Origin of the sequence: Thermococcus sp. MAR1 (genome assembly GCF_012027305.1) — an archaeon.
Lineage (GTDB): Archaea > Methanobacteriota_B > Thermococci > Thermococcales > Thermococcaceae > Thermococcus.
The window spans coordinates 335,735-356,067 of the sequence record NZ_SNUF01000002.1; the positions used below are offsets into that span (position 1 = coordinate 335,735).

At 52.9% G+C, this 20,333-nt stretch carries 20 protein-coding genes; 12 read left to right on the plus strand and 8 right to left on the minus strand.

Translation table 11 applies throughout. From position 1 onward, the window contains the following. Positions 1 to 61: 61 nt before the first annotated feature. The gene (gene purT / locus E3E25_RS09725; protein ID WP_167893190.1) at positions 62 to 1,351 is read left to right on the plus strand and encodes a phosphoribosylglycinamide formyltransferase 2; all 1,290 of its coding nucleotides are present in this window, start codon (positions 62 to 64) and stop codon (positions 1,349 to 1,351) included. 130 nt (positions 1,352 to 1,481) lie between these two features. Here the strand turns inward: purT and purE are convergent, their stop codons facing one another. Continuing rightward, positions 1,482 to 1,913, minus strand: a complete 432-nt coding sequence (gene purE / locus E3E25_RS09730) for a 5-(carboxyamino)imidazole ribonucleotide mutase (protein WP_167893191.1) — start codon at positions 1,911 to 1,913, stop codon at positions 1,482 to 1,484. A gap of 105 nt (positions 1,914 to 2,018) precedes the next feature. Between purE and purD the strand changes: the two genes are divergently transcribed. From purD to E3E25_RS09785, 11 genes are all read left to right on the plus strand, one after another. Further along, a complete protein-coding gene (purD, locus tag E3E25_RS09735) occupies positions 2,019 to 3,335 on the plus strand; it encodes a phosphoribosylamine--glycine ligase (RefSeq protein WP_167893192.1) in 1,317 nt (438 codons plus the stop codon). 10 nt (positions 3,336 to 3,345) lie between these two features. Further along, a complete protein-coding gene (locus E3E25_RS09740; protein ID WP_167893056.1) occupies positions 3,346 to 4,488 on the plus strand; it encodes a formate--phosphoribosylaminoimidazolecarboxamide ligase family protein in 1,143 nt (380 codons plus the stop codon). Between the two features lie 10 nt (positions 4,489 to 4,498). After that, the gene (gene purS, locus E3E25_RS09745; RefSeq protein ID WP_167893057.1) at positions 4,499 to 4,741 is read left to right on the plus strand and encodes a phosphoribosylformylglycinamidine synthase subunit PurS; all 243 of its coding nucleotides are present in this window, start codon (positions 4,499 to 4,501) and stop codon (positions 4,739 to 4,741) included. 1 nt (position 4,742) lies between these two features. Further along, positions 4,743 to 5,414, plus strand: coding sequence for a phosphoribosylformylglycinamidine synthase I (gene purQ / locus E3E25_RS09750; protein ID WP_167893058.1), 672 nt, complete (start codon positions 4,743 to 4,745; stop codon positions 5,412 to 5,414). A 4-nt stretch (positions 5,415 to 5,418) separates the two neighbouring features. Beyond that, positions 5,419 to 7,557 carry a phosphoribosylformylglycinamidine synthase subunit PurL gene (gene purL / locus E3E25_RS09755; RefSeq protein ID WP_167893059.1) on the plus strand — a complete coding sequence of 713 codons (2,139 nt, stop codon included), beginning with the start codon at positions 5,419 to 5,421 and terminating at the stop codon, positions 7,555 to 7,557. Beyond that, entirely contained in the window at positions 7,554 to 8,549 is a 996-nt protein-coding gene (locus E3E25_RS09760) for a formate--phosphoribosylaminoimidazolecarboxamide ligase (RefSeq protein ID WP_167893060.1), read from the plus strand. The genes purL and E3E25_RS09760 overlap by 4 nt, the downstream gene beginning before the upstream one ends. Positions 8,550 to 8,617: 68 nt before the next feature. Then, positions 8,618 to 9,541 (plus strand): glutamine-hydrolyzing GMP synthase, encoded by a 924-nt coding sequence (gene guaA, locus E3E25_RS09765; RefSeq protein ID WP_167893193.1) that lies wholly within the window; start codon positions 8,618 to 8,620, stop codon positions 9,539 to 9,541. A gap of 43 nt (positions 9,542 to 9,584) precedes the next feature. After that, positions 9,585 to 9,794 (plus strand): antitoxin family protein, encoded by a 210-nt coding sequence (locus E3E25_RS09770; RefSeq protein WP_167893194.1) that lies wholly within the window; start codon positions 9,585 to 9,587, stop codon positions 9,792 to 9,794. Then, a complete protein-coding gene (locus E3E25_RS09775; protein ID WP_167893061.1) occupies positions 9,791 to 10,237 on the plus strand; it encodes a type II toxin-antitoxin system VapC family toxin in 447 nt (148 codons plus the stop codon). Before E3E25_RS09770 ends, E3E25_RS09775 begins: the two co-directional genes overlap by 4 nt. Further along, complete coding sequence (locus tag E3E25_RS09780; RefSeq protein ID WP_167893062.1) at positions 10,234 to 10,803, plus strand: GMP synthase subunit A; 570 nt, start codon at positions 10,234 to 10,236, stop codon at positions 10,801 to 10,803. Before E3E25_RS09775 ends, E3E25_RS09780 begins: the two co-directional genes overlap by 4 nt. Positions 10,804 to 10,944: 141 nt before the next feature. Next, on the plus strand, positions 10,945 to 11,232 hold the full coding sequence (locus E3E25_RS09785) for a TonB-dependent receptor (protein WP_370456679.1): 288 nt from the start codon (positions 10,945 to 10,947) through the stop codon (positions 11,230 to 11,232). On the opposite strand, the gene E3E25_RS09790 is transcribed toward E3E25_RS09785, so the two are convergent. From E3E25_RS09790 to E3E25_RS09820, 7 genes are read right to left on the minus strand one after another with little or no spacing between them, the layout of a single operon-like run. Continuing rightward, positions 11,187 to 11,933 (minus strand): DUF2101 family protein, encoded by a 747-nt coding sequence (locus E3E25_RS09790; protein WP_167893063.1) that lies wholly within the window; start codon positions 11,931 to 11,933, stop codon positions 11,187 to 11,189. The genes E3E25_RS09785 and E3E25_RS09790 overlap by 46 nt on opposite strands. Before the next feature lie 4 nt (positions 11,934 to 11,937). Further along, positions 11,938 to 15,231 carry a DUF2341 domain-containing protein gene (locus E3E25_RS09795; RefSeq protein ID WP_167893064.1) on the minus strand — a complete coding sequence of 1,098 codons (3,294 nt, stop codon included), beginning with the start codon at positions 15,229 to 15,231 and terminating at the stop codon, positions 11,938 to 11,940. Continuing rightward, positions 15,228 to 17,399, minus strand: coding sequence for a hypothetical protein (locus E3E25_RS09800; RefSeq protein ID WP_167893065.1), 2,172 nt, complete (start codon positions 17,397 to 17,399; stop codon positions 15,228 to 15,230). The genes E3E25_RS09795 and E3E25_RS09800 overlap by 4 nt, the downstream gene beginning before the upstream one ends. Further along, positions 17,396 to 18,790, minus strand: coding sequence for a hypothetical protein (locus tag E3E25_RS09805; protein ID WP_167893066.1), 1,395 nt, complete (start codon positions 18,788 to 18,790; stop codon positions 17,396 to 17,398). Before E3E25_RS09805 ends, E3E25_RS09800 begins: the two co-directional genes overlap by 4 nt. Beyond that, positions 18,787 to 19,269 carry a hypothetical protein gene (locus tag E3E25_RS09810; protein ID WP_167893067.1) on the minus strand — a complete coding sequence of 161 codons (483 nt, stop codon included), beginning with the start codon at positions 19,267 to 19,269 and terminating at the stop codon, positions 18,787 to 18,789. Before E3E25_RS09810 ends, E3E25_RS09805 begins: the two co-directional genes overlap by 4 nt. Then, the gene (locus tag E3E25_RS09815) at positions 19,244 to 19,687 is read right to left on the minus strand and encodes a hypothetical protein (RefSeq protein ID WP_167893068.1); all 444 of its coding nucleotides are present in this window, start codon (positions 19,685 to 19,687) and stop codon (positions 19,244 to 19,246) included. The genes E3E25_RS09810 and E3E25_RS09815 overlap by 26 nt, the downstream gene beginning before the upstream one ends. A 2-nt stretch (positions 19,688 to 19,689) precedes the next feature. After that, positions 19,690 to 20,322, minus strand: coding sequence for a class III signal peptide-containing protein (locus E3E25_RS09820; protein WP_206204695.1), 633 nt, complete (start codon positions 20,320 to 20,322; stop codon positions 19,690 to 19,692). Positions 20,323 to 20,333: the final 11 nt, after the last annotated feature.

Below are 20,333 nucleotides of genomic sequence, written 5' to 3' on the forward strand. Positions count from 1 at the left end.
TAAAAAGGCTTAAATATCATGAATTTTTAACATTTTAACGTCAAAATATGAGGTGATGGTAATGATCAAGCCCCGAGACGAGCTCGGAACCGCCATGACGGATTCTGCCCAAAAGATACTCCTCCTCGGAAGCGGTGAACTGGGAAAGGAGATAGCCATCGAGGCCCAGAGGCTTGGCGTTGAAGTCATCGCCGTTGACCGCTACGCCAACGCCCCCGCAATGCAGATCGCCCACCGCTCCTACGTTGGAGACATGCGCAAGGCTGACTTCCTCTTCTCGGTCGTCGAGAGAGAAAAGCCCGACGCTATAATCCCAGAGATCGAGGCGATAAACCTCGACGCTCTCTTCGAGCTAGAGAAGGACGGTTACTTCGTCGTTCCGAACGCGAGGGCAACTTGGATAGCCATGCACCGCGAGAGGACGAGAGAGACCCTCGCGAAGGAAGCAAAGGTTCCAACGTCGAGATATGCCTACGCCACCACTCTCGACGAACTCTACGAGGCCTGCGAGAAGATAGGCTATCCCTGCCACACGAAGGCGATAATGAGCTCCTCCGGAAAGGGTTCCTACTTCGTGAAAGGGCCAGAGGATGTTCCAAAGGCCTGGGAAGTTGCCAAGAAAAAAGCCCGCGGTAGTGCGGACAAGATAATCGTGGAAGAACATATTGACTTCGAAGTTGAGATTACGGAGTTAGCTGTCAGACACTACGACGAGAACGGCGAAATCGTCACGACCTTCCCGAAGCCGGTCGGCCACTACCAGATCGACGGCGACTACCACGCAAGCTGGCAACCGGCGGAGATAAGCGAAAAGGCCGAACACGAGGTTTACAGGATAGCCAAGCGCATCACCGATGTCCTTGGCGGCCTCGGCCTCTTCGGCGTCGAGATGTTTGTCAAGGGCGATAAAGTCTGGGCCAACGAGGTCTCCCCGAGGCCCCACGATACTGGCATGGTTACGCTTGCATCCCATCCCACTGGCTTCTCAGAGTTTGGCCTCCACCTGAAGGCAGTTCTTGGCCTCCCGATACCGGGGGAATGGGTCGATGGATACAGGCTCTTTCCGATGCTCACGCCAGCGGCGACCCACGTCATCAAGGCCAACGTTTCCGGTTACTCCCCGCGCTTCCGCGGTCTGGTGAAGGCCCTGAGCGTTCCGAACGCGACGGTGAGGCTCTTCGGCAAGCCGGAGGCTTACCCTGGAAGGAGGCTTGGAGTTGCTCTTGCGTGGGATAGAGACATTGGGGAGGCAAAGAGGCGTGCCGAGATGGTGGCGCACATGGTCGAGCTTAGGACCAAGGGTTCAGAGTGGCACTCCCAGGATTACGAGAGGAGAAAACACATCATTTGATTAACATCTTGTTATAGTTCGACGAAAGAAGGAAAGGCTTAAAAAGGCTGAAATGTTCCAAAATGTGTGCTTAAATCAGACGTTTCTAAAATAAAGTGAGGGTCGAATAAGAGATCGTCTCGATGCGGGCTCATGCCCGCATCTTTTTCCTGTACTCTTCGAGCTTTCTCTTCAGCTCCTCGTTCTTTACCGCGAGAATCTCAATTGCCAGTAACGCCGCGTTCTTCCCGTTGTCTATACCGACTGTTGCCACTGGGACGCCCGGCGGAAGCTGGGCTATGCTAAAGAGGGCATCGAGGCCGTTGAGCTTCGCCGAAACTGGGACGCCTATAACGGGCTTAACTGTGTGGGCCGCTATTACCCCCGGCAAAGCTGCGCTCAGGCCTGCTATCGCTATGAAAACCTCGTAATTCTTTTTGGCTAGCTCCTCGACTTTTTTCGGATTCCTGTGGGCTGAAGCAACCTCGACGTCATACCCAACGCCGAACTCGTCAAGGATTGAGGTTACTTTCTCAGCGATATGGGAGTCGCTCTTGCTTCCCATAACCACTAGCACCTTCATGGGCCTCACCGGAGGGAGTTCACCTTGCCCCTTATAAATTTTGCCATTTTAATGTAAAAACAAAGCTTAAAAACTTAAGTTTTTGACAAATAAATGGTGAAGTTCATGAGGGTTCTGCTCGTTGGTGGTGGCGGAAGGGAGCACGCGATTGGAAATGCCCTGGTGAGGGGTGGCGCGGAACTTTACGTGGTTTCAAAGCACAGGAACCCTGGATTGGCCAGGCTCGCGAAGGGCTACGGTTTAGCCAGTGAAACGGACGTCGAGAAGGTCTTAAACTACGCTGAAAAGTTTGGCGTCGAGCTGGCCTTCATCGGTCCGGAGGCGCCGCTTGAAAAGGGAATCGTTGATGTGCTCGAAGAGAACGGGATTCCGGCCGTCGGCCCAACCAAAGAGGCCGCCAAACTCGAAACGGACAAGACCTTCGCCCGCTCCCTGATGGAGAGATATGAGATTCCCGGCAGGAAGCTCTTCAGGGTTTTTAGCGATGTTTCCGAGATGCGCTCCTGGATAGGCGACTTTGGAAGGCCGGTCGTTGTGAAGCCTATCGGTCTCACCGGGGGAAAGGGTGTTAAGGTGGTCGGCTATCAGCTGAGGGACAACGAGGAGGCCAAGGCCTACGCTGAGGAGCTGATCAAGAAGGACGGTAAGGTTCTGATTGAAGAAAGAACCGACGGAGTCGAGTTCACCTTCCAAGTCTTCACGGACGGGAAGAGGGCAATCCCAATGCCCCTCGCACAGGATTACCCCCACGCCTACGAGGATGATGAGGGGCCGATAACCGGCGGAATGGGCAGTTACTCGTGTTCAAGCCACCTGCTTCCCTTTGTGACTCGCGAGGACTACGAAAAGGCCCTTGAGACGCTCAAAGCGACGATTAAAGCCATGAGAAAGAACGGAACGCCCTACAAGGGAATCCTCTACGGCCAGTTCATGCTGAGCAAAGACGGCCCGGTTCTCATAGAATACAACGCCCGCTTCGGAGATCCGGAGGCAATGAACGTTCTCCCCCTCCTCAGGACGGGACTGCTTGGGGTAGCCGAGGGGATCGTGGACAGTAGCCTCGGAAAGGCAGAATTCGAGAAAAAGGCAACGGTCGTCAAATATTTGGCTCCAAAGGGCTATCCCCTGAACCCAATTAAGGGAGTTAAAGTTCAGGTGAACGAAGAAGCCATAGCCGAAGCCGGAGCGAAGCTCTACTACGCCTCCATTGACGAGAACTTCACGCTCCTCGGCTCCCGCGCTATAGCGGTCGTTGGAATAGCCGAGACCCTGGAGGAAGCTGAAGGAATAGCTCAGAGCGCTATCGGTCACGTGAAGGGCGAGCTCTTCTACCGGAGAGACGTTGGAACGAGGGAGAGCGTTGAGAAGAGGATTAAGCTGATGAAAGAGCTCGGAAAGGATTTCGAGCCGAATTCATGCTGAGGTGGTCCGGATGATAAGCCGTGAGGAGATTTTGAGCGTTCTCGAAAGCTATGATGCGGAGAAAATCACCGTTGGAGTAATAGGGAGCCACTCCGCGCTGGACATAGCAGATGGAGCAAAGGAGGAAGGCCTTCCCGTCCTGGTGGTTGCCCAGAGGGGCAGGCACAGGACCTACGCCGAGTACTTCAAGCTGAGGAAGACGAGGGACAACCTGACCAAGGGCTTCATCGACGAGGTTCTTATCCTTGAGAAGTTTGCCCACATAATTGATGTCCAGGATGAGCTTGTGAAGAGAAACGTCATCTTCGTGCCAAACCGCTCCTTCGTGGTCTACACTGGCATTGACAGGGTTGAGAACGACTTCAGAGTTCCTCTCTTCGGGAGCAGAAATTTACTCAGAAGCGAGGAGAGGAGCGAGGAGAGGAGCTACTACTGGATCCTTGAGAGGGCCGGGCTCCCTTACCCTGAACCAGTTAAACCAGAAGAGATTGACGACGTCGGCCTCGTCATCGTCAAGCTTCCCCATGCCAAGAAGAGGCTTGAGCGCGGCTTTTTCACGGCAGCAAGCTACAAGGAGTTCCGCGAGAAGGCCGAGAAGCTCATCAAGCTCGGTGTAATCACCGAGGAAGACCTCGCCAAGGCAAGAATCGAGCGCTACATCATCGGCCCGGTCTTCAACTTCGACTTCTTCTATTCCCCGATTGATGGGGAGATAGAGCTTTTGGGCATAGACTGGCGCTTCGAGACGAGTTTGGACGGCCACGTTCGCCTGCCCGCTCACCAGCAGCTCACCCTTCCCGAATGGCAGTTTGAGCCGGAATACACCGTCACAGGTCACGCCTCTTCAACCCTTAGGGAGTCCCTCCTTGAGAAGGTCTTCGACATGGCCGAGCGCTATGTGAAGGTTACCCAGGAGTACTACTCCCCGGGAATCATCGGGCCCTTCACGCTCCAGACGGCCGTGGATAAGGACCTGAACTTCTACATCTACGACGTGGCTCCAAGAACCGGTGGGGGAACCAACATCCACATGGCGGTGGGGCACCCCTACGGCAACTCCCTCTGGAGGAGGCCGATGAGCACAGGGAGGAGGGTTGCCCTCGAGATTAAGCGAGCCCTTGAGCTGGACGAGCTTGAGAAGGTGGTCACGTGAGGTGGTAGGAATGAGATGGAAGGTTACCGTCATCGTTCGCCTCAAGGAAGGCCTCAACGACCCGGAAGGGAGGGTCATAGGAAACGCCCTCAGGAACCTTGGCTATGCGGTGGAGAGCCTGCGCGTTCCCAAGCACTTCGAGTTCGAACTGGAGAGCGAAGAGCCAGAGCGGGAAGTGGAGGAGATGTGCAGAAGGCTCCTCGCTAACCCGCTCATCCACGACTACGAGTACAGCATCGAGCCGGTGAGCTGAGATGGTTCGCTTTGCTGTGGTGGTGTTTCCGGGAACCAACTGCGACTTCGAGACCGAGAGGGCCATAAGAAAGGCCGGCGGAAAAGCGGAGCGCGTCTGGTATAAAGCAAATCTCAAGGACTTCGATGGAGTTGTTCTCCCCGGCGGCTTCAGCTACGCCGATTACCTTCGTGCCGGAGCTATAGCTGCTCGACAGGAGATAATGGAGGAAGTGAAGGAGTTTGCACGCGAGGGAAGGCCCGTCCTCGGAATCTGCAACGGCTTTCAGATCCTCACTGAGGCTGGCCTTTTGCCCGGTGCTTTGAGACCGAACAAAAATCCAAGGTTCCTTTGCAAATGGGTTCATCTCCGCGTTGAAGACACCCAAACGCCGTTCACTTCCCTCTACGGGCCGGGAGAGGTCATAAGGATGCCGATAGCCCACGCGGAGGGGAACTACTATGTTAATGACCCGTCAATGGTCCGGGTAGTTTTCCAGTACAGCGACGAAAAGGGCAACGTAACCGAAAAGGCCAACCCCAACGGCTCGGTTCTCAACATAGCGGCGATAGCCAGCGAGAGGGGCAACGTCCTCGGGACCATGCCCCATCCGGAAAGAGCAAGCGACCGCTTTCTGGGGAGCGAGGACGGATTAAAGCTCTTCAGGAGCATGGTGGAGTGGGCGAGGAGGTGATTTTGTGTTCCCCCACGAGGAGAAGCTCATCCGTGAACGCTTGAAGAGAGAGCCGAATGAAACAGAGAAGGCGATGCTCGAAGTTATGTGGAGCGAGCACGCCTCCTACAAGTCGAGCAGGCCCTGGCTTAAGCTCCTTCCGACCGAGAACGAGCACGTGATTTTGGGCCCCGGCGAGGACGCCGGGATAGTGAAGTTCGACGACGAAACGTGGGTGGTCGTTGGAATCGAGAGCCACAACCACCCCTCGGCTGTGGAACCCTACGGTGGAGCGGCAACTGGAGTAGGTGGAATCGTCAGGGACATACTCTGCATGGGTGCGAGGCCGATTGCTTTGCTCGACCCCATACGCTTTGGGCCCCTTGAGAAGGAGAGAAACAGATACCTCTTCGAGTACGTGGTGAAGGGAATAGCCGACTACGGCAACAGGATAGGCGTCCCGACGGTTGGAGGTGAAACCGAGTTCGATGAGAGCTTGGATAACTATACACTAGTAAACGTCGCCTGCGTTGGGATAATGAGGCCAGAGCACCTCGTTCACAGCTTTGTTGAGGAACCGGGTCTGAAGTTAATCCTCGTTGGAAACAGAACCGGAAGGGACGGCATTCACGGAGTTACATTCGCGAGCGAAGAGCTGAGCGGCAACGATGAGGAAGACCGCTCCGCCGTCCAGATTCCCGACCCCTTTATGGAGAAGCTGTTGATTGAGGCCACGCTTGAGGCTGTTTACACCGATAAGGTGAAGGCCCTAAAAGACCTCGGCGGTGGCGGTCTGACCTGCGCCGCCTCCGAGATGGCAGGCAAGAAGGGCTTCGGCGCGGTAATCTACGCCGACAGGGTTCCGCTCCGCGAGCCGGGAATGGCCCCGATCGAGGTTATGATTTCCGAGAGCCAGGAGCGGATGCTCTTCGCGGTTAAGCCTGGTGATGTTGAGGAACTTGGAAGGATTTTTGAAAAGTATGGCCTCGAATGGACGGTTGTCGGTGAAATCATCGGGGAGCCGAGGTTCATCGTCTACTGGAAAGGCGAGAAAGTCGCGAACTTACCGGTTGACCTCCTAACCGACGTCCCGACAATAGAGTGGGAGATGAAGCCCTACAGCGCCGAGAGGCCGGTTGAAATCCCCAAGGTTCCCTTCGAGAAGGCCTTCGGCCTCGTCTGGGGCAGTGAAAACATACTCAGCAAGCGCTGGGTCTGGGAAAGCTACGACCACGAGGTTCAGGGGAGAACTGTCCTCAAGCCCGGGAGAGATGCTGCAGTCCTCAAAATAGACGAGGAATATGGCTTGGCTTTCGTCGCCGATGGTAACCCGAACCACTGCTATCTTAACCCCTATCACGGTGCTATGGGGATAGTTGCAGAAGTTGTAAGGAACCTCGTCAGCGTTGGGGCCGAGCCCCTCGCTTTGGTGGACAACCTCAACTTCGCCTCCCCGGAGAGGCCTGAGGTTTACTGGAGCTTCGCCGAGACGATTAAGGGGCTGGCGGACGCCGCTAACGCCTTCGGTTTGGCCTATGTCAGCGGCAACGTGAGCTTCTACAATGAGGTCGTTGACAAGCCGATAAAGCCGACCCCGGTCGTTGCTGGCCTCGGAAAGGTTAAGCTTGAGGAGATTCCAGAGGGAGAGTTCGAGGAGGACCTCCTCATCGGAGTGGTGGGTATGACGAAGCCTGAACTCGGCGGCTCGGAGCTCTACAGAGTTCTTGGGGTTGACGGCGGCTTTGTCCCCCGTGTAGACCTTGAGGCCGAGAGGGCCAGCGCTGAGGGGATTCTGAGGGCTATACGGAAAGGCCTTGTTAGGGCGGTACACGATGTTAGCAGGGGAGGAATAGCGGTGGCTCTGGTGGAGATGGCCGTAGCCGGGGAGGTAGGCTTCACCGCCGAGCTCGCGAGGGTCCCTGCTGAGACCTCGAATCCGGTAGAGGTCGCCTTCAGCGAAAGCCACGGGCGCTACATAGTTGCCTTCCCCGAAGGGAACCTTGAGGAACTCAAGTCCTTATTCAGGCACTTCGCGGTAATTGGCCGGGCTGGGGGGAGTGAAGCCGTTTTCCTCTGGGACGGAAGGGAGCTCTTTCGGAAGCCCCTTGAAGAGCTTAAAGCGGTTCACGAGTCCCTACCGAGGCTTTTGGGTGAGGAGGAATGAGGGTTTCAACTTACGCCTCCCACTCGGCCCTTCAGATTTTGAAGGGGGCCAAGGACGAGGGCTTCGAGACGGTGGCCTTCGGAAAAGCCCGGGTCAGACCGCTCTACACGAAGTACTTCCCGGTGGCTGACCGTTTCATTGAGGGAACTTATCCGGAGGAGAGGCTGCTTGAGCTGAACGCCGTCGTCATTCCTACCGGCTCCTTCGTCGCCCACCTCGGAATCGAGCTGGTCGAGAAGATGCGCGTCCCATACTACGGAAACAAAGAAGTCCTCAAGTGGGAGAGCGACCGCTCACTGGAGAGGAGATGGCTTGAGAAAGCTAAACTCCGTCTCCCGAGGGTTTACGATGACCCGGACGACATAGACGGGCCGGTAATAGTCAAGCCCCACGGGGCGAAGGGTGGAAGGGGCTACTTTTTAGCTAAGAGCTCCGAGGACTTCTGGAGAAAGGCAGAAAGACTGGACATCAGGGACAAAGAGGATCTGAAGGGGGTTCAGATTCAGGAGTACGTCCTCGGCGTTCCGGTTTACCCCCACTACTTCTACTCGAAGCTCAACCGCGAGCTGGAGCTGATGAGCATTGACCGGCGTTACGAGTCAAACGCCGACGCGATAGGCAGGATCCCGGCCAAGGAGCAGCTCGACCTCGAACCCAACACCAACTATACGGTGATAGGCAACATACCCCTCGTCCTCCGCGAGAGCCTGCTGATGAACATCATCGATGCTGGTGAAAGGGTTGTGGAAGCGGCGGAGAAGCTCATGGGCGGTCTATGGGGCCCCTTCTGTCTTGAAGGGGTCTTCACCGAGGAGCTTGAGTTCGTCGTCTTCGAGATTTCCGCCAGGATAGTCGCTGGGACGAACCCTTTCGTCCACGGCTCCCCCTACAGCTGGCTCCGCTACGACTACCCGGTCAGCACCGGGAGGAGGATAGCTATGGAGCTTAGGCAGGCCGTCGAGGTAGGGGGGCTCGACGAAATTTTGACGTGAAACTGTCTAATTCCCGCTCGGATAGGTTTATAAATTGACGTCCGAATGTTGGCAAAAAGGTGGTGCTCATGTGGGAGAGGTTCATCGAGGAGAAGGTTGAGGAGATTAGGGAAACAGTTGGAGATAGCAAGGCGATAATAGCGCTCTCCGGCGGCGTTGACAGCTCGACGGCTGCAATACTCGCTCACAAGGCGATAGGCAATAGACTCCACGCGGTCTTTGTCAATACCGGCTTCATGAGGAAGAACGAGCCGGAATTCGTTGTCAAAACATTCCGCGACGAGTTCGGTCTCAACCTGCACTACGTCGATGCCAGCGAGCGCTTTTTCAATGCTCTCAAGGGTGTCACCGACCCCGAGGAGAAGAGGAAGATAATTGGTCGTGTTTTTATCGAGGTGTTTGAAGAAATCGCGAAGGAAATCAACGCGGACTTCCTCATTCAGGGCACAATCGCTCCGGACTGGATCGAGAGTAAGGGCAAAATCAAGAGCCACCACAACGTTGGCGGTTTGCCGGAGAGGCTCAACCTCAAGCTCATCGAGCCCCTCAGAGACCTCTACAAGGACGAGGTGAGGGAATTAGCGAGGGAACTCGGCCTGCCGGAGAAGATATACAACAGAATGCCCTTCCCTGGGCCGGGATTGGCTGTCAGGGTTCTCGGTGAGGTCACGCCGGAGAAGGTGGCCATCGTAAGGGAGGCGAATGCCATAGTGGAGGAGGAGATCGAGAAGGCCGGTCTAAAGCCCTGGCAGGCCTTTGCTGTTCTGCTGGGAGTGAAGACCGTCGGCGTTCAGGGCGACATAAGGGCCTACAAGGAAACTATCGCCGTCCGCGTCGTTGAGAGCCTCGATGGAATGACCGCCAATGCCATGAACGTCCCCTTCGAGGTTCTTCAGAGGATAGCGTTCCGTATTACAAGCGAGATTCCCGTGGTCGGAAGGGTGCTCTACGACATCACCAACAAACCGCCGGCGACGATAGAGTTTGAGTGAAAGCTTATTTACCTTCGTTTCCAATTTTTACATGGTGGAGAGTATGGGAGAAATTATCGAAGTGATTTACGAAAACGGCGTGCTGAGACCCCTCAAGCCCCTCAAGCTGAAGGAGGGCCAGAGGCTCAGGGTGAGGGTTTACAGCGATGACTTCCTCAAACTGGCAAGGGAGATGAGGCGGGAAGTAACACCTGAGAAGTTCAGGGAGGATCCAACAGACTACCTGCTCCGCCTGCGGGAGGAGGAAACATGAGGGTTGTCATTGACACTTCAGTTGTTTTCCACTTGTTCTCGGATTTTTACCCCAAGCGAACTGAAATTGCCGAAAGGGTTATCGAGAACGCCCAGCTTGGGGTGATTGAACTCTATGCTCCAAGGCTCGGCGAGGTTGAGTTCACGGCCGTTCTGTCCAGGTATTTTGACCGAAAATCCGTTGAGAGGGCTTTAGGCCACTACTCGGAAATTGTTATCTGGGTCCCCGAGGAGCTGATAATGGAGGATTTAAAGGAGGTAGCCTTTCAGACGCATCACAAGGCGTCTGACATATACTTCATCGCAACTGCCCGTTACCTTGATGCGGTTTTGATAACCAACGATAGAAAGATGTCTGACCTGGCCAAGTCCCTTGGTCTGAGGGCCTTCTATCTGGTTGAGGAGGATGGTGAGTTCTTCAAACTCCTGGAGGTGGATGAATGATAGTTATAATGGACAACGGGGGTCAATACGTCCACAGGATTTGGAGGACTCTGAGATACCTCGGCGTCGAGGCGAAGATAATCCCCAACACGACGCTGCTTGAGGAGATAAAGGCAATGAAGCCGAAAGGCATCATCTTCTCAGGCGGCCCGGACATCGAGAAGACCGGCAACTGCTCCGCTATCTTGGAGCACTACGACGAGTTCAACGTTCCAATCCTTGGCATCTGCCTCGGTCACCAGCTGATAGCGAAGCACTTTGGCGGAAAGGTCGGAAGGGGTGAAAAGGCCGAGTACAGCCTCGTTGAGGTGGAGATCCTGGAGGAAAACGACATCTTCCGCGGGCTTCCCAAGAGGCTCAAAGTGTGGGAGAGCCACATGGACGAGGTAAAGGAGTTGCCACCTAACTTTAAGCTCCTCGCTAGGAGTGAGACCTGCCCGGTCGAGGCCATGAAGCACGAGAGCCTTCCAATCTACGGTGTCCAGTTTCATCCCGAGGTCTTTCACACGGAGCGAGGGGCGGACATATACCGCAACTTCGCGAAACTCTGTGGGGAGCTCAGCTAGTCGGTTCTCTCCTCATCTTTTATCGGCAACGGGTTCAGTCATCATCCCGTTATCTTCTTCCGGCAGGAGGTGTTAAAGCGTTTTGGTTACTAAGAAACATTGCAAAATCAAAAACTTTTTAAAGTTTTAGTTCTTACTCTAGTGGGTGATACTTTGGGGCATACCGTATATTACAGCATCAGAATCGAGCAGTGGGAGGAGTTCAAAAGCTTCATTGAACGAATCTGCCGCGGGATTGGCTACGACTTCGTTGATAACGGGGACTCCATACTTATAATACCAGAATGTCACAACGTCGAGCCTCTTGAAATAAGAATGGAGGGAGCTGGGTTTGTAAAAACCAACCTGATTGAACCCTGTCATTCGGTATACCTGCTCGTGCTTCACTCGGCTTCTTCCTTTGGTTCGGTTGGAGTCTGGGAGGACTGATCCGTGAGGTAGACCTCTATTATCCTTACCGGAACCGCTCCCTTGAGCTTTCTGTCTTCCACCACGAGCTTCACTACCCTGCCTACTTCGAGGTCTTCAACGGCATCGACCCAGTAGTGGCCGGGCTTGACGTTTGCCGCTATGTCGTCGTGGACAAAGACCCTGACGACGTCGCCTTTAATCTCCTCAACAACGCCGTAAGTGTAGTCCCTCCCGTATTTCTCCTTGAAGTACCAGCGGAACGCCATCACCGCCGCGAAGACCACTAGGAGATAACTATAGTAGTAGTAAACCGAGGTAGCGACCCTTCTCACGAGGGTGTAGCCAAGGAACGCGGCCAGGGTTACAGCCGAAATTCCATAGTAGAAAGCCTGATATGGCTTGGGGTCTATGAAGAACTCCCGGTTCCTGACCAGGGTATAGCGGAGATAGAGGAAGTAAACCACCGCCACTCCCACAAGCCACAGTGGACTGGGCTTGAGGAAAAGCAGGATTAGATTAATAATAAGATAGTTGAGAAAGGCCAGCTGGAGCCTGAGACTGAGGAGCTCGTGTGGGCTCAGGGGTTTTTTAACGACCTTTTTCAGGCACCTGGATGTTGGGGGGTGCTCGGAGGGGAAGGGCATCAGAAACCCCCAGATCCTACCTCCAATTGAGTATACCGCGTCCCCCAGCCTGTAAAGGAAGCTTTCAACGGACATTATTTCACCCCTGGAGTAGGTCGCTTGCTCCCTGTACGCCAAACACCTTTCTGGCTATCTCGGGTGTTAAATAAAAGTTTTCGTCTAACAGGAGCGATGAGACACCGCCGTTGGTCGAGATTCCGAAGACCTTCTTGGAGTTTGGATCATTGGATGAATAGTCGCGGTAGTTAAGGTATATGTAGTCGGCAGCGGGTTGTTTCCTAACGAGGAAGTTAAGGTTGGGTGGGAGGTCCTTTGGCAGGATGAAACTTATCAGCCCAATTGGATACCTCGCGGTTCCGTAGACTGTCCTCTGCATCTTCGCGGCTATCCTTTCGTAGTAGTTCTGGTTGGTGGTGTCCCCACCTTCCAGTCTCTCAAAGAACGACGGTGCCCCCTCTACTCCGAAGTACTTCTGGGCCTGGATGCAGTCAATGAAGGGCTGGATATCGTACACCCTCGCGGTTGAGTAACCTCCCACGGACGGAATGCTCTCGCTTGGGGTGGTTCTAATCTGGCTTGTAGTGTACGTTTCATAGGGGTATGAAGCCGCCACTATCCAGTCAAAGTACGCGTCGTTCCCCTGGTCGTTGTCAATGGTCGCAAAGAGCCTGAATCCGGTAGCCTGCCCGACCTGCACGCTCGCGGTGGACTCCCTGGATCCTGCGAGGTTTGGAGTGTGTGTGAACGTTAGGTCGAGGGTTCTGGAGCCTTTCTCTACAATTACCTCGTATCTCTGGGGGGTGTTCATATACCAAGCCCCGTTGTAGTTGTCTAGATTGGTGCTCCACTCCTGGAGGATGGCGAGCTTGTCGCCTCCGTGGTCCCGATGGCCGGGGTTGTCGTCTATGAACTGAACTCTCTTTTGTAGGCTTACAAAAATACTATTCTGCTCCATCTCTGAAATGTCGAGATATTTCCGGACGTAAATAAAATCGTAGCGTGAAGGCCCTTTGTAAATCTGCCCGAGACCTATCGGCTCGTCTGCTTCGGAATTGTACCAAGTGTATTCACTCACAGGACTGCCCCACATTCCTTTAAACTGTGATGTGGTCTGATATGTATAGAAGTCTCCAGAGTCGATATACAGCTCCAGCCTGCTCCATTCGCCCTTTTTGTATTTTCCACCCTTTTCTTGGTAACTGGAGAGACTACCGTCTGCTATGTTGAATGTGCGGAGATGTCCAGTCTTGCCAACTACGTGTTCAATCCAGGCATCCCCATAGGAATCAATATACCACATGAAAAACGGCTGATTCTTTAGGTAAGCTCTCATTCCGATAACATACGAGCTTGGGAATGTTTTCTTGGTCCATATCCAGACGTCGGCATTCTTATCATTGTTCCCTTGCAATTTGAGGACGCCATTTGATACGGAGTAGCTTCCCCCATTGACTGTCTTATAGTTCCACTCATTTGTGTCTAGGGAGTTCCCGTTGAAGTCATCGAAGAACTCAAAGACCTTGTTTCCATCCCCTCTGACCGGTTGTTCATTCGATGGACAGATTAGGAAGACGTTGTAGTATGTGTCCGAGAGCCATCCAAACATGAAGTCCATCCATTCCTGAATAAACGGAGGCATTATGCCGTAGATGAACTTCAGGAACCTCTCCAGTAGGGACGTATCATCCGTCAGGTTTGCCTTGACCCATATCAGTGCCCCCTCGGAGTTCCAGTACTCTATCCAGAACGGCACTTGGTTTCCGTAAACGTCCGTTATTGTGATCGCTGCTTTGTTGGTTGTCCAGTGGGCACCGAGGTCACTTATGTTGGTCGCTGAGAGATATATTGGAATCTGAACGTTCTCGGTATCCATTCTAGAGAACACTGTGGTGCTTATCGATTTCACCACGAGAATGCATTTGGAGGAGTTGAATGCAACCTCTACGCCACCGTCGAAGTCTTTGGTGCTTTCTTCCCCCTTAATCGAATACCTGACGAAGAATGAACTCCATGGTATATTTGATATAATCTCGCTCTTCTCCTCGCCGGCGGTCAGGGTCACGCTCTGGTTATGGACGGGGAAAATCGCTATGTTTCCGCTCCATTCCATGTTCTGGTCGCTGGTGGAGTAGTAGACGGTGTACTCCCTCGTGTCAGTGGTGTTGAGCCAGATGAGTATCTTGTCGTCTCCCCAGTACTCTATCCAGTAGGGAGCTATGTTGCAGGAGGTGTCTGAGCGCTTGTATATCCTTATCGAGGCTGCGGTGCCGTCATGGACGGCGCTTCCGAACGGCACAGAGGTGGGAGTAAGTTCTAGGAGCACGAGTGAATTCAGGGGAGTTGTACTAGGGAGCGTCATGTTGGCGCGATACTCCAGTTTCTTCTCGCACCAGTGGGTGGAAGTGCCACCGTCCTCACTGATTGAATCAAACGTCATGACCCCTATGTCCCCCGGATTGAAGACGCTCACTGGCGAAACCTTTCTTCCACCCAGTGTCGTGTTGAAGATATAGGGGGCGTTCGGAGTCTCGGACGGCTGCTGCCGCGTTATGTACCCGAGGACGTTCTCCCCTGCGATGTATTTGTCGCTGTAGAATATCGTTCCTCCCCGGGGCACGTTGTAGAGCTGGCCTGAGAAGGTCTTTATGTTGGACTGCCCGTACCCGTCGAGGCGGATGTATGGCGGGGTGATTGAGGGGTAGGCGAACTTGCACGCGGAGATTATCCTGGAGGCCCTTCCGCTTGTAAGGTATGGGAATAGAGGGTCCTCTATGCCTTCTATTGGGATAACTACGTAAACAGAGCCGTTTTGGGGGATGGAGGAGTTATAGACGACTAGTCCGGAGGAGTCCTCTATGACGATGGTGGGTATGCTCGCGTTGATTACTATGTGGAAGGAGTCGAGCGGTGCCACGGTGAGCTTCATGTTCCGAACTATTTCATCTGGGCTTGGCTTCATCGTGTAGCCCTGCCTCTCGAGCTCCCACTTCATGTTCATCAGCCAGTCTTTGATGGTGTTGTTCTTCATAAAGAACTCCTCGCGGGACGTCCACTTGGAGCTTGTTCCTCCTATGTAAGGGTAATGACCATAGGTTATTAGCTGCTCTAAAGCCGCACTGGCGTTGTCCAGTGGCCTCTCACTAGTGACGTAATCAACGCTGAGCGCGATGGCCCTCTTCGTGGAGAGAGCAAGGATGTTCTTGAAGTCTTCCTCCAGATAAGAGGTTAGCCTGAACGTTCTCTCTATCTGGACGTTCTCGCTCTGGGATGTGATTATCATTGATGAGGCATCCTCGTACGTGGCTATGAGCAATAACAGCGGGATAAGAAGTAGTAACACGGCTGAGTTCATGAGGAATCCTCGCCTCCTCATGGGTTCTCCCTCCATACCCTCAGAGTAACCACTATGGGAGATGTTGAACTTGGAATCCCACCGAGAGACGCGAAGTCTATCCTGGTGTCTGACAGCTCGACCAGTATTGGGTTGTTCCAGCCGTCCCCTCCAAGCTTGTGGAACAGCCTAATAACCGCATCGTCTACGGCGTAGTCCTCTGGTTTCAGCTCCGCGGCGGTTAAGTTCATGTAATCCCCATTATAAACTGCGGCCTTGTCGCCTATTATTACGCTCGACTCTCTCACAGTGCTTCCCACCTTGTACCTGTAGGTGAGGTTGTAGGCCTTGACCTCCGGGTATCCCTGGAGAAGCTGTGGTTTGATGTCCTCGTACGGGGCGTAGGCGTCGAGGAGGAATAGAACCTCGCCGAGGGCATGGGATGGGTCCACGCCATAGCAGTTTCCAAAGGTGAGGTCGAACTCGTTGAGACCCGGGTGTATTGCATCCTTGACAACTCTGCCTTGGTAGTCCCGTGTGGTTACGGTGTACCCCCATCTGGCGAAGACATCGATGAAATCGTTGTAATTGGGAGCGTCGTAGAGGGTTATCCACGTCTCCTCATCCTTGCTGAGTATCCGAACCCTCTGGGTGCATACTGTTCCTGCATCGTGAAGCCACGGGAGCTGATACCTGACGTAAATGGGGGTTCCTTTTTCCGGAATGTTCCACTGCCAGGTGACCTCGCGGTAGAAGTCTCCGCTTTTGCGGTTTCTGGCGGTATAATCATCGAGGGGCTTCCTGAAGTCTATTGAGTAGAGGCTGGAGTAAACAAATGGGGTGTAATCAACGTATACATAGGATTTTGTTCCATCGAGGTGAAGTTCGCTGTGAGAGCTTGCCCTTGTTATGTCAAAAATTATTGTAAAGAAAGATCCGGAGATGTCCTTATACGTGTACCCGGTTGAGTGTATAGCACTCGCTATCGTGGCGTTGTCTGCGGTGAACATGTTGCCTGATCTTGAGAGAGTTATCTGGTTTGAGAGGTGGTTAAATACCCTGAATCTGGCCGTCACTGTTTCTATGTTCTCACCCTCGATGTGAATACGGAGGTCGCTGATGTTACCTGGTGCGAAGACATATTTCTCAATGTACAACGAGTCGTTGGCGTAGATGTCGGCGAAGTGGAACTTGTGGGGGTACGTGAAGGTGGACGCCTGGGACGTCCTGTATGTGATTATGATGTGCTGTGCTCCGTCCTCACCGGAGTTTCTATCATGATCTACCAGCACAGTAAAAGTAGTGTTTGTTCTCTGATCTACCCTGTTCTGTACCTCCTCTACTAGGTTGCATGTGTTGTAGTTGTTGTCATTGGTGTCCTCAAGCTCCTCGTTTAAGTGGACGTTATTCCATCTCCCGTTATCCCAGTTTCCACAGGTAATGTATTTGTCATTGATCCTGAGGGAATAGTCCGAGTATGTCCAGGCCCCTTCCAGGAGCCACTTAACCCCAGTAATCCTCGCATCGGAGGGGAACTGCGACGTGGGAACGATGTACTTGATTTTTATAGGTCCGGTGTTGTAGTGGGCCGTTGCTATGTAGTCTCCCATGTAGGTGTAAGTCGTTTCCTTTGCCTTCAGCTTGCTCAGGTACGCCCTGGCCATGTACCCCCTGGGAGTTCTGTTGTACTCGTAACCGCTGAGTATAAGCGTCGCCGGCATGACGTCCGGGGTGAGGTTGTAGTTACTCCCTCTCTTAATGATGTAAGGTTTCTCGTAGTTGTACACGTTGCTACTGTCGTTTGTGGATATTATGAGCTCATAGTCATAGCCCGTTAGTGCCGTGCTCAGGATGAAGGACAGAATCTCTCCTGCTTTCTTCCTGAGCTCAAGATCCGGATACTTAGCGTCTAGCGACCAGTAAGTGGCTGTTATCTCGAGGGGGGACATGCGGGGATTGACGAGAGTTGTGTTGAGAACTCCCGAGGATATCCACTCGGAGAGCTTTTCCTGAGGGACAATGTCACTGAGGGGGACGGTCTTTAGCATCGTCAGCGTGTCTTCTGCTAAGTATTTGTCGCTCGAGCGCATGTAAGTGGAGTACACATTCCTCGTCTGGGCTTCTATCCCGATTATGCCCGTTATTATTACCAGTGCCAGAAACACGGAGAGTATCGCATCCAGGGTAAAAATGAAGGCCCGCCTCTTCATGAGTCATCCCACACCCACAGCTTTAATATTGTCCTCTCGAACTTGGGCTCCATCATGGTGTCCAGATGTCCCATGTCCTTTATCTCTACAGTACCGTCGAACGTGTTGCCATATATCCACACCGTGATGACCTTCGAGCCGACACTCGTGTCAAATGCTTGAAATATCGAGCTCCATGGAACATCCACGCTTGTCTTGTTCCCTTGGTAGAACTTAGGCGGAGATGAATCGTCCGAGGTCGCTACTATCGCCTGTATAACAGAGTCACTGCTCTGTTTCTCTATGAGAACGCCCCTGTACTCTTCCCCGTCCCTTGCTACCAGGATTATTCTGCCCGTGTACTGGGGTGCAACGGTGACCCTGAAATAGGAGTACTCGGGCACGTTCATTGTCAGTCTACCGACTATCCACTCGGTAGTGGAGGAGAAATCGACGTTGATGTTCTCCTCGTACCTAAATTTCTCAACGGTGACCTTTCTCTCTATGTACTCAATCCAAGGTGACCTATCGCGGGATCTTTGTATGACGGCGTCATCATCCACCTTGCTCCCGTTTATGACGGCTATCCTGTATGAAGGTGCTGTTAGCTCCTCGGGCTCTGTCACATCGACATTTACTGTTATCGTACTTTTCTGGTATCCCTCCACTACAATCCTGACCTGCCCCTGTCCTGTTATGTGGAGCCCACTATCGCTCCACTTCACTTGGAAGTTTGATCCAGTGGATATTACCTGTATCTCTACATAAGCGGGCGCGGAGATTGGATAGTCTTCGCCATTTTTCCTGTCGTGGACGGTTATGTCCTCAAGGGCGTAGAAGGCCAGAACGTCCCCGGGGGAGAGGCTGTACGGCTGGTTACGTTTGGGAAGATTATCCCCGTTCAGAGTCACGTTGGCGGCATCGAAGGGGTTGTTGCCTGTACTGCCCTGTCCGATTTGAATGTTCCTGTCTCTACCGTCGCTGAGATCGATAAACACCCTTTTGGGAAAATACCCAGTCAGGCTGATGGTGGTGTTGGGGAGGTAAAGGCGGAGCTCGAAGTCCTTGTGGTTGCTCATATTGATCAAACTGTTGATTACGGCAGTGCTATCCTCTAGCTTCATCAAGGCTGATATTTTATCATAACTGACAGCATAGGGATACGTATTACTTCTGAGGCCTAGGCTCTTGAGATTCGAAATATCCTTGTTCCAGTCAGTTGGATTCCCGGGGTTCTTGGTCAAGACGTCGAGCATGTTGCTAGCTATGTTCACCCTCTCGTACCAATCGACCATTGCGGATATCTCGTTCTGAAGGACCGTTGAGGTGCTGGTTATCGTGCCGAGCATCACGATTACCATGACTAGGGCCAACATCGCGTCTAAGGAGAATATCTGTCCCCTGTACCTCATGTTCTCACCACACTCACGTTTATAGAGATCTTTTTGCCGTCGTAGTAGAGGATCTCCCCATCCATCTTGGCGTCGGTGTGGTTGAGAAGATCCTTGACTAGAAAGTCTTGTATTGCCTTGGCTATGTTGTCATTATTAAGATCAATTTTTCCCGAGTACTTGACCTGTATGCTGATGATTATCGTGTCGCCGCTCTTGCTTGAGCTTATCGAGGAGACTATGAAGTTCCTTGAGGTGTAGTTGGACTTCTCTATCACAGGGTTAAGGATGTTATACGGTTGACTACCCACAGTGACTCCTGAGTTGAGGTACAGACATGCGCTCGAAGCAGAGGATCTCACGTAAGCGAGAATTGTGGTGTTTCTGTTCTCCTCGAGGTAGGGGGGAACAAGTATGAGTATCCCAGTTAGTATTATTGCGGTTATGAAGAGAGCTTCAATGGCAACCTGCCCCTTACGGCGAGTAGCTAAGTTCGACATAAACCTTTCCTCCCCCCACTCGGGCCTTTATCCATATCTCACTTTTGTCAGGTGTTATTTGAATCGATTCGTCTTGGTATAAGGGAATTGGGCTCTGTTGCACAGTAGTGTATTGCCTTCCGCCAATATTCCCGGTTACGATTATTGTGTTGCTTTTCGCGTTTAGCTTTATGGTTATACTGTCCCCATTCCTTAAAGGGATAGGCGACTCCTTCTTGGCGCTAAACCCGTTGCCAGAGGCATAGACCTTGGCTACTGTGTCCCTTATGTCTACGGAGAATATTTTCAAACGAGTGGTGATGTCAAAGGCCTCTGCGTGGCTTCGTTGCATGCTGGCGATCTGAACCATATTTAGAACTGTGATTGCAATGAGAGCAATTGCGAAGAGAAAGTCAAGGCTTATCTGTCCCCGTTTCATCTTCATCCACCGGGGTTTATGTTTATGTGGAGCTCACCAGCAGTCGAGTCAAATATCCATGAGTTTGGATTGTCGGGGTTCCACTCAACAACTATCTCCAGTGTTGCTGGGAGGGTCGCGGGGTCGAGATCCAGCCCGTAGACCGTGGATGACCCAAAGGTGACGCTTCCGGATGGGGACCATACGGATGAGTTGGTGTATAGAACCGCTTGGTACATCGATCTGCTCCAGAAGACGTTCTTGTTCCCGCCGCTGAGAACGGCGGTAACGTTGGTTCCTGTAACGGTAACGTACGTGCCGTTGCCTTCGGTACTGTAGTTCCCGTAGGTGATGAAAACCTTGGGGCTGTTCACACCCAGCCCTTTAAGAAGCATATCGGGGTCTCTCAGGTATGTGATCCTTACGTAGGTGGTTGACTTGGCTCCAGGACCCTGGGCGTAAACCTGTGATATCGTGTTGGAGATGGCGTTGGCGAGGTTCTTCTCTTCGAGGCTTATCTGGATTCGAAGGGTCTCGGTTGAGGTCGAGCCTTCCCTGAAAGTGATGTTGTTTACGGAGTAAAGCAGGAGTATGAGCATCATTCCAAAGATTAACATGAACTCAAGCGAAACCTGACCACGCTTTTTTATCCGCATATTTTCTCCCC

Excerpts from the sequence above, each read along its gene's own strand:
- purT (WP_167893190.1), top strand. The coding sequence starts at position 62 with ATGATCAAGCCCCGAGACGAGCTCGGAACCGCCATGACGGATTCTGCC.
- purE (WP_167893191.1), bottom strand. The coding sequence starts at position 1,913 with ATGAAGGTGCTAGTGGTTATGGGAAGCAAGAGCGACTCCCATATCGCT.
- purD (WP_167893192.1), top strand. The coding sequence starts at position 2,019 with ATGAGGGTTCTGCTCGTTGGTGGTGGCGGAAGGGAGCACGCGATTGGA.
- E3E25_RS09740 (WP_167893056.1), top strand. The coding sequence starts at position 3,346 with ATGATAAGCCGTGAGGAGATTTTGAGCGTTCTCGAAAGCTATGATGCG.
- purS (WP_167893057.1), top strand. The coding sequence starts at position 4,499 with ATGAGATGGAAGGTTACCGTCATCGTTCGCCTCAAGGAAGGCCTCAAC.
- purQ (WP_167893058.1), top strand. The coding sequence starts at position 4,743 with ATGGTTCGCTTTGCTGTGGTGGTGTTTCCGGGAACCAACTGCGACTTC.
- E3E25_RS09760 (WP_167893060.1), top strand. The coding sequence starts at position 7,554 with ATGAGGGTTTCAACTTACGCCTCCCACTCGGCCCTTCAGATTTTGAAG.
- guaA (WP_167893193.1), top strand. The coding sequence starts at position 8,618 with ATGTGGGAGAGGTTCATCGAGGAGAAGGTTGAGGAGATTAGGGAAACA.
- E3E25_RS09770 (WP_167893194.1), top strand. The coding sequence starts at position 9,585 with ATGGGAGAAATTATCGAAGTGATTTACGAAAACGGCGTGCTGAGACCC.
- E3E25_RS09775 (WP_167893061.1), top strand. The coding sequence starts at position 9,791 with ATGAGGGTTGTCATTGACACTTCAGTTGTTTTCCACTTGTTCTCGGAT.
- E3E25_RS09780 (WP_167893062.1), top strand. The coding sequence starts at position 10,234 with ATGATAGTTATAATGGACAACGGGGGTCAATACGTCCACAGGATTTGG.
- E3E25_RS09790 (WP_167893063.1), bottom strand. The coding sequence starts at position 11,933 with ATGTCCGTTGAAAGCTTCCTTTACAGGCTGGGGGACGCGGTATACTCA.
- E3E25_RS09795 (WP_167893064.1), bottom strand. The coding sequence starts at position 15,231 with ATGAGGAGGCGAGGATTCCTCATGAACTCAGCCGTGTTACTACTTCTT.
- E3E25_RS09800 (WP_167893065.1), bottom strand. The coding sequence starts at position 17,399 with ATGAAGAGGCGGGCCTTCATTTTTACCCTGGATGCGATACTCTCCGTG.
- E3E25_RS09805 (WP_167893066.1), bottom strand. The coding sequence starts at position 18,790 with ATGAGGTACAGGGGACAGATATTCTCCTTAGACGCGATGTTGGCCCTA.
- E3E25_RS09810 (WP_167893067.1), bottom strand. The coding sequence starts at position 19,269 with ATGTCGAACTTAGCTACTCGCCGTAAGGGGCAGGTTGCCATTGAAGCT.
- E3E25_RS09815 (WP_167893068.1), bottom strand. The coding sequence starts at position 19,687 with ATGAAACGGGGACAGATAAGCCTTGACTTTCTCTTCGCAATTGCTCTC.
- E3E25_RS09820 (WP_206204695.1), bottom strand. The coding sequence starts at position 20,322 with ATGCGGATAAAAAAGCGTGGTCAGGTTTCGCTTGAGTTCATGTTAATC.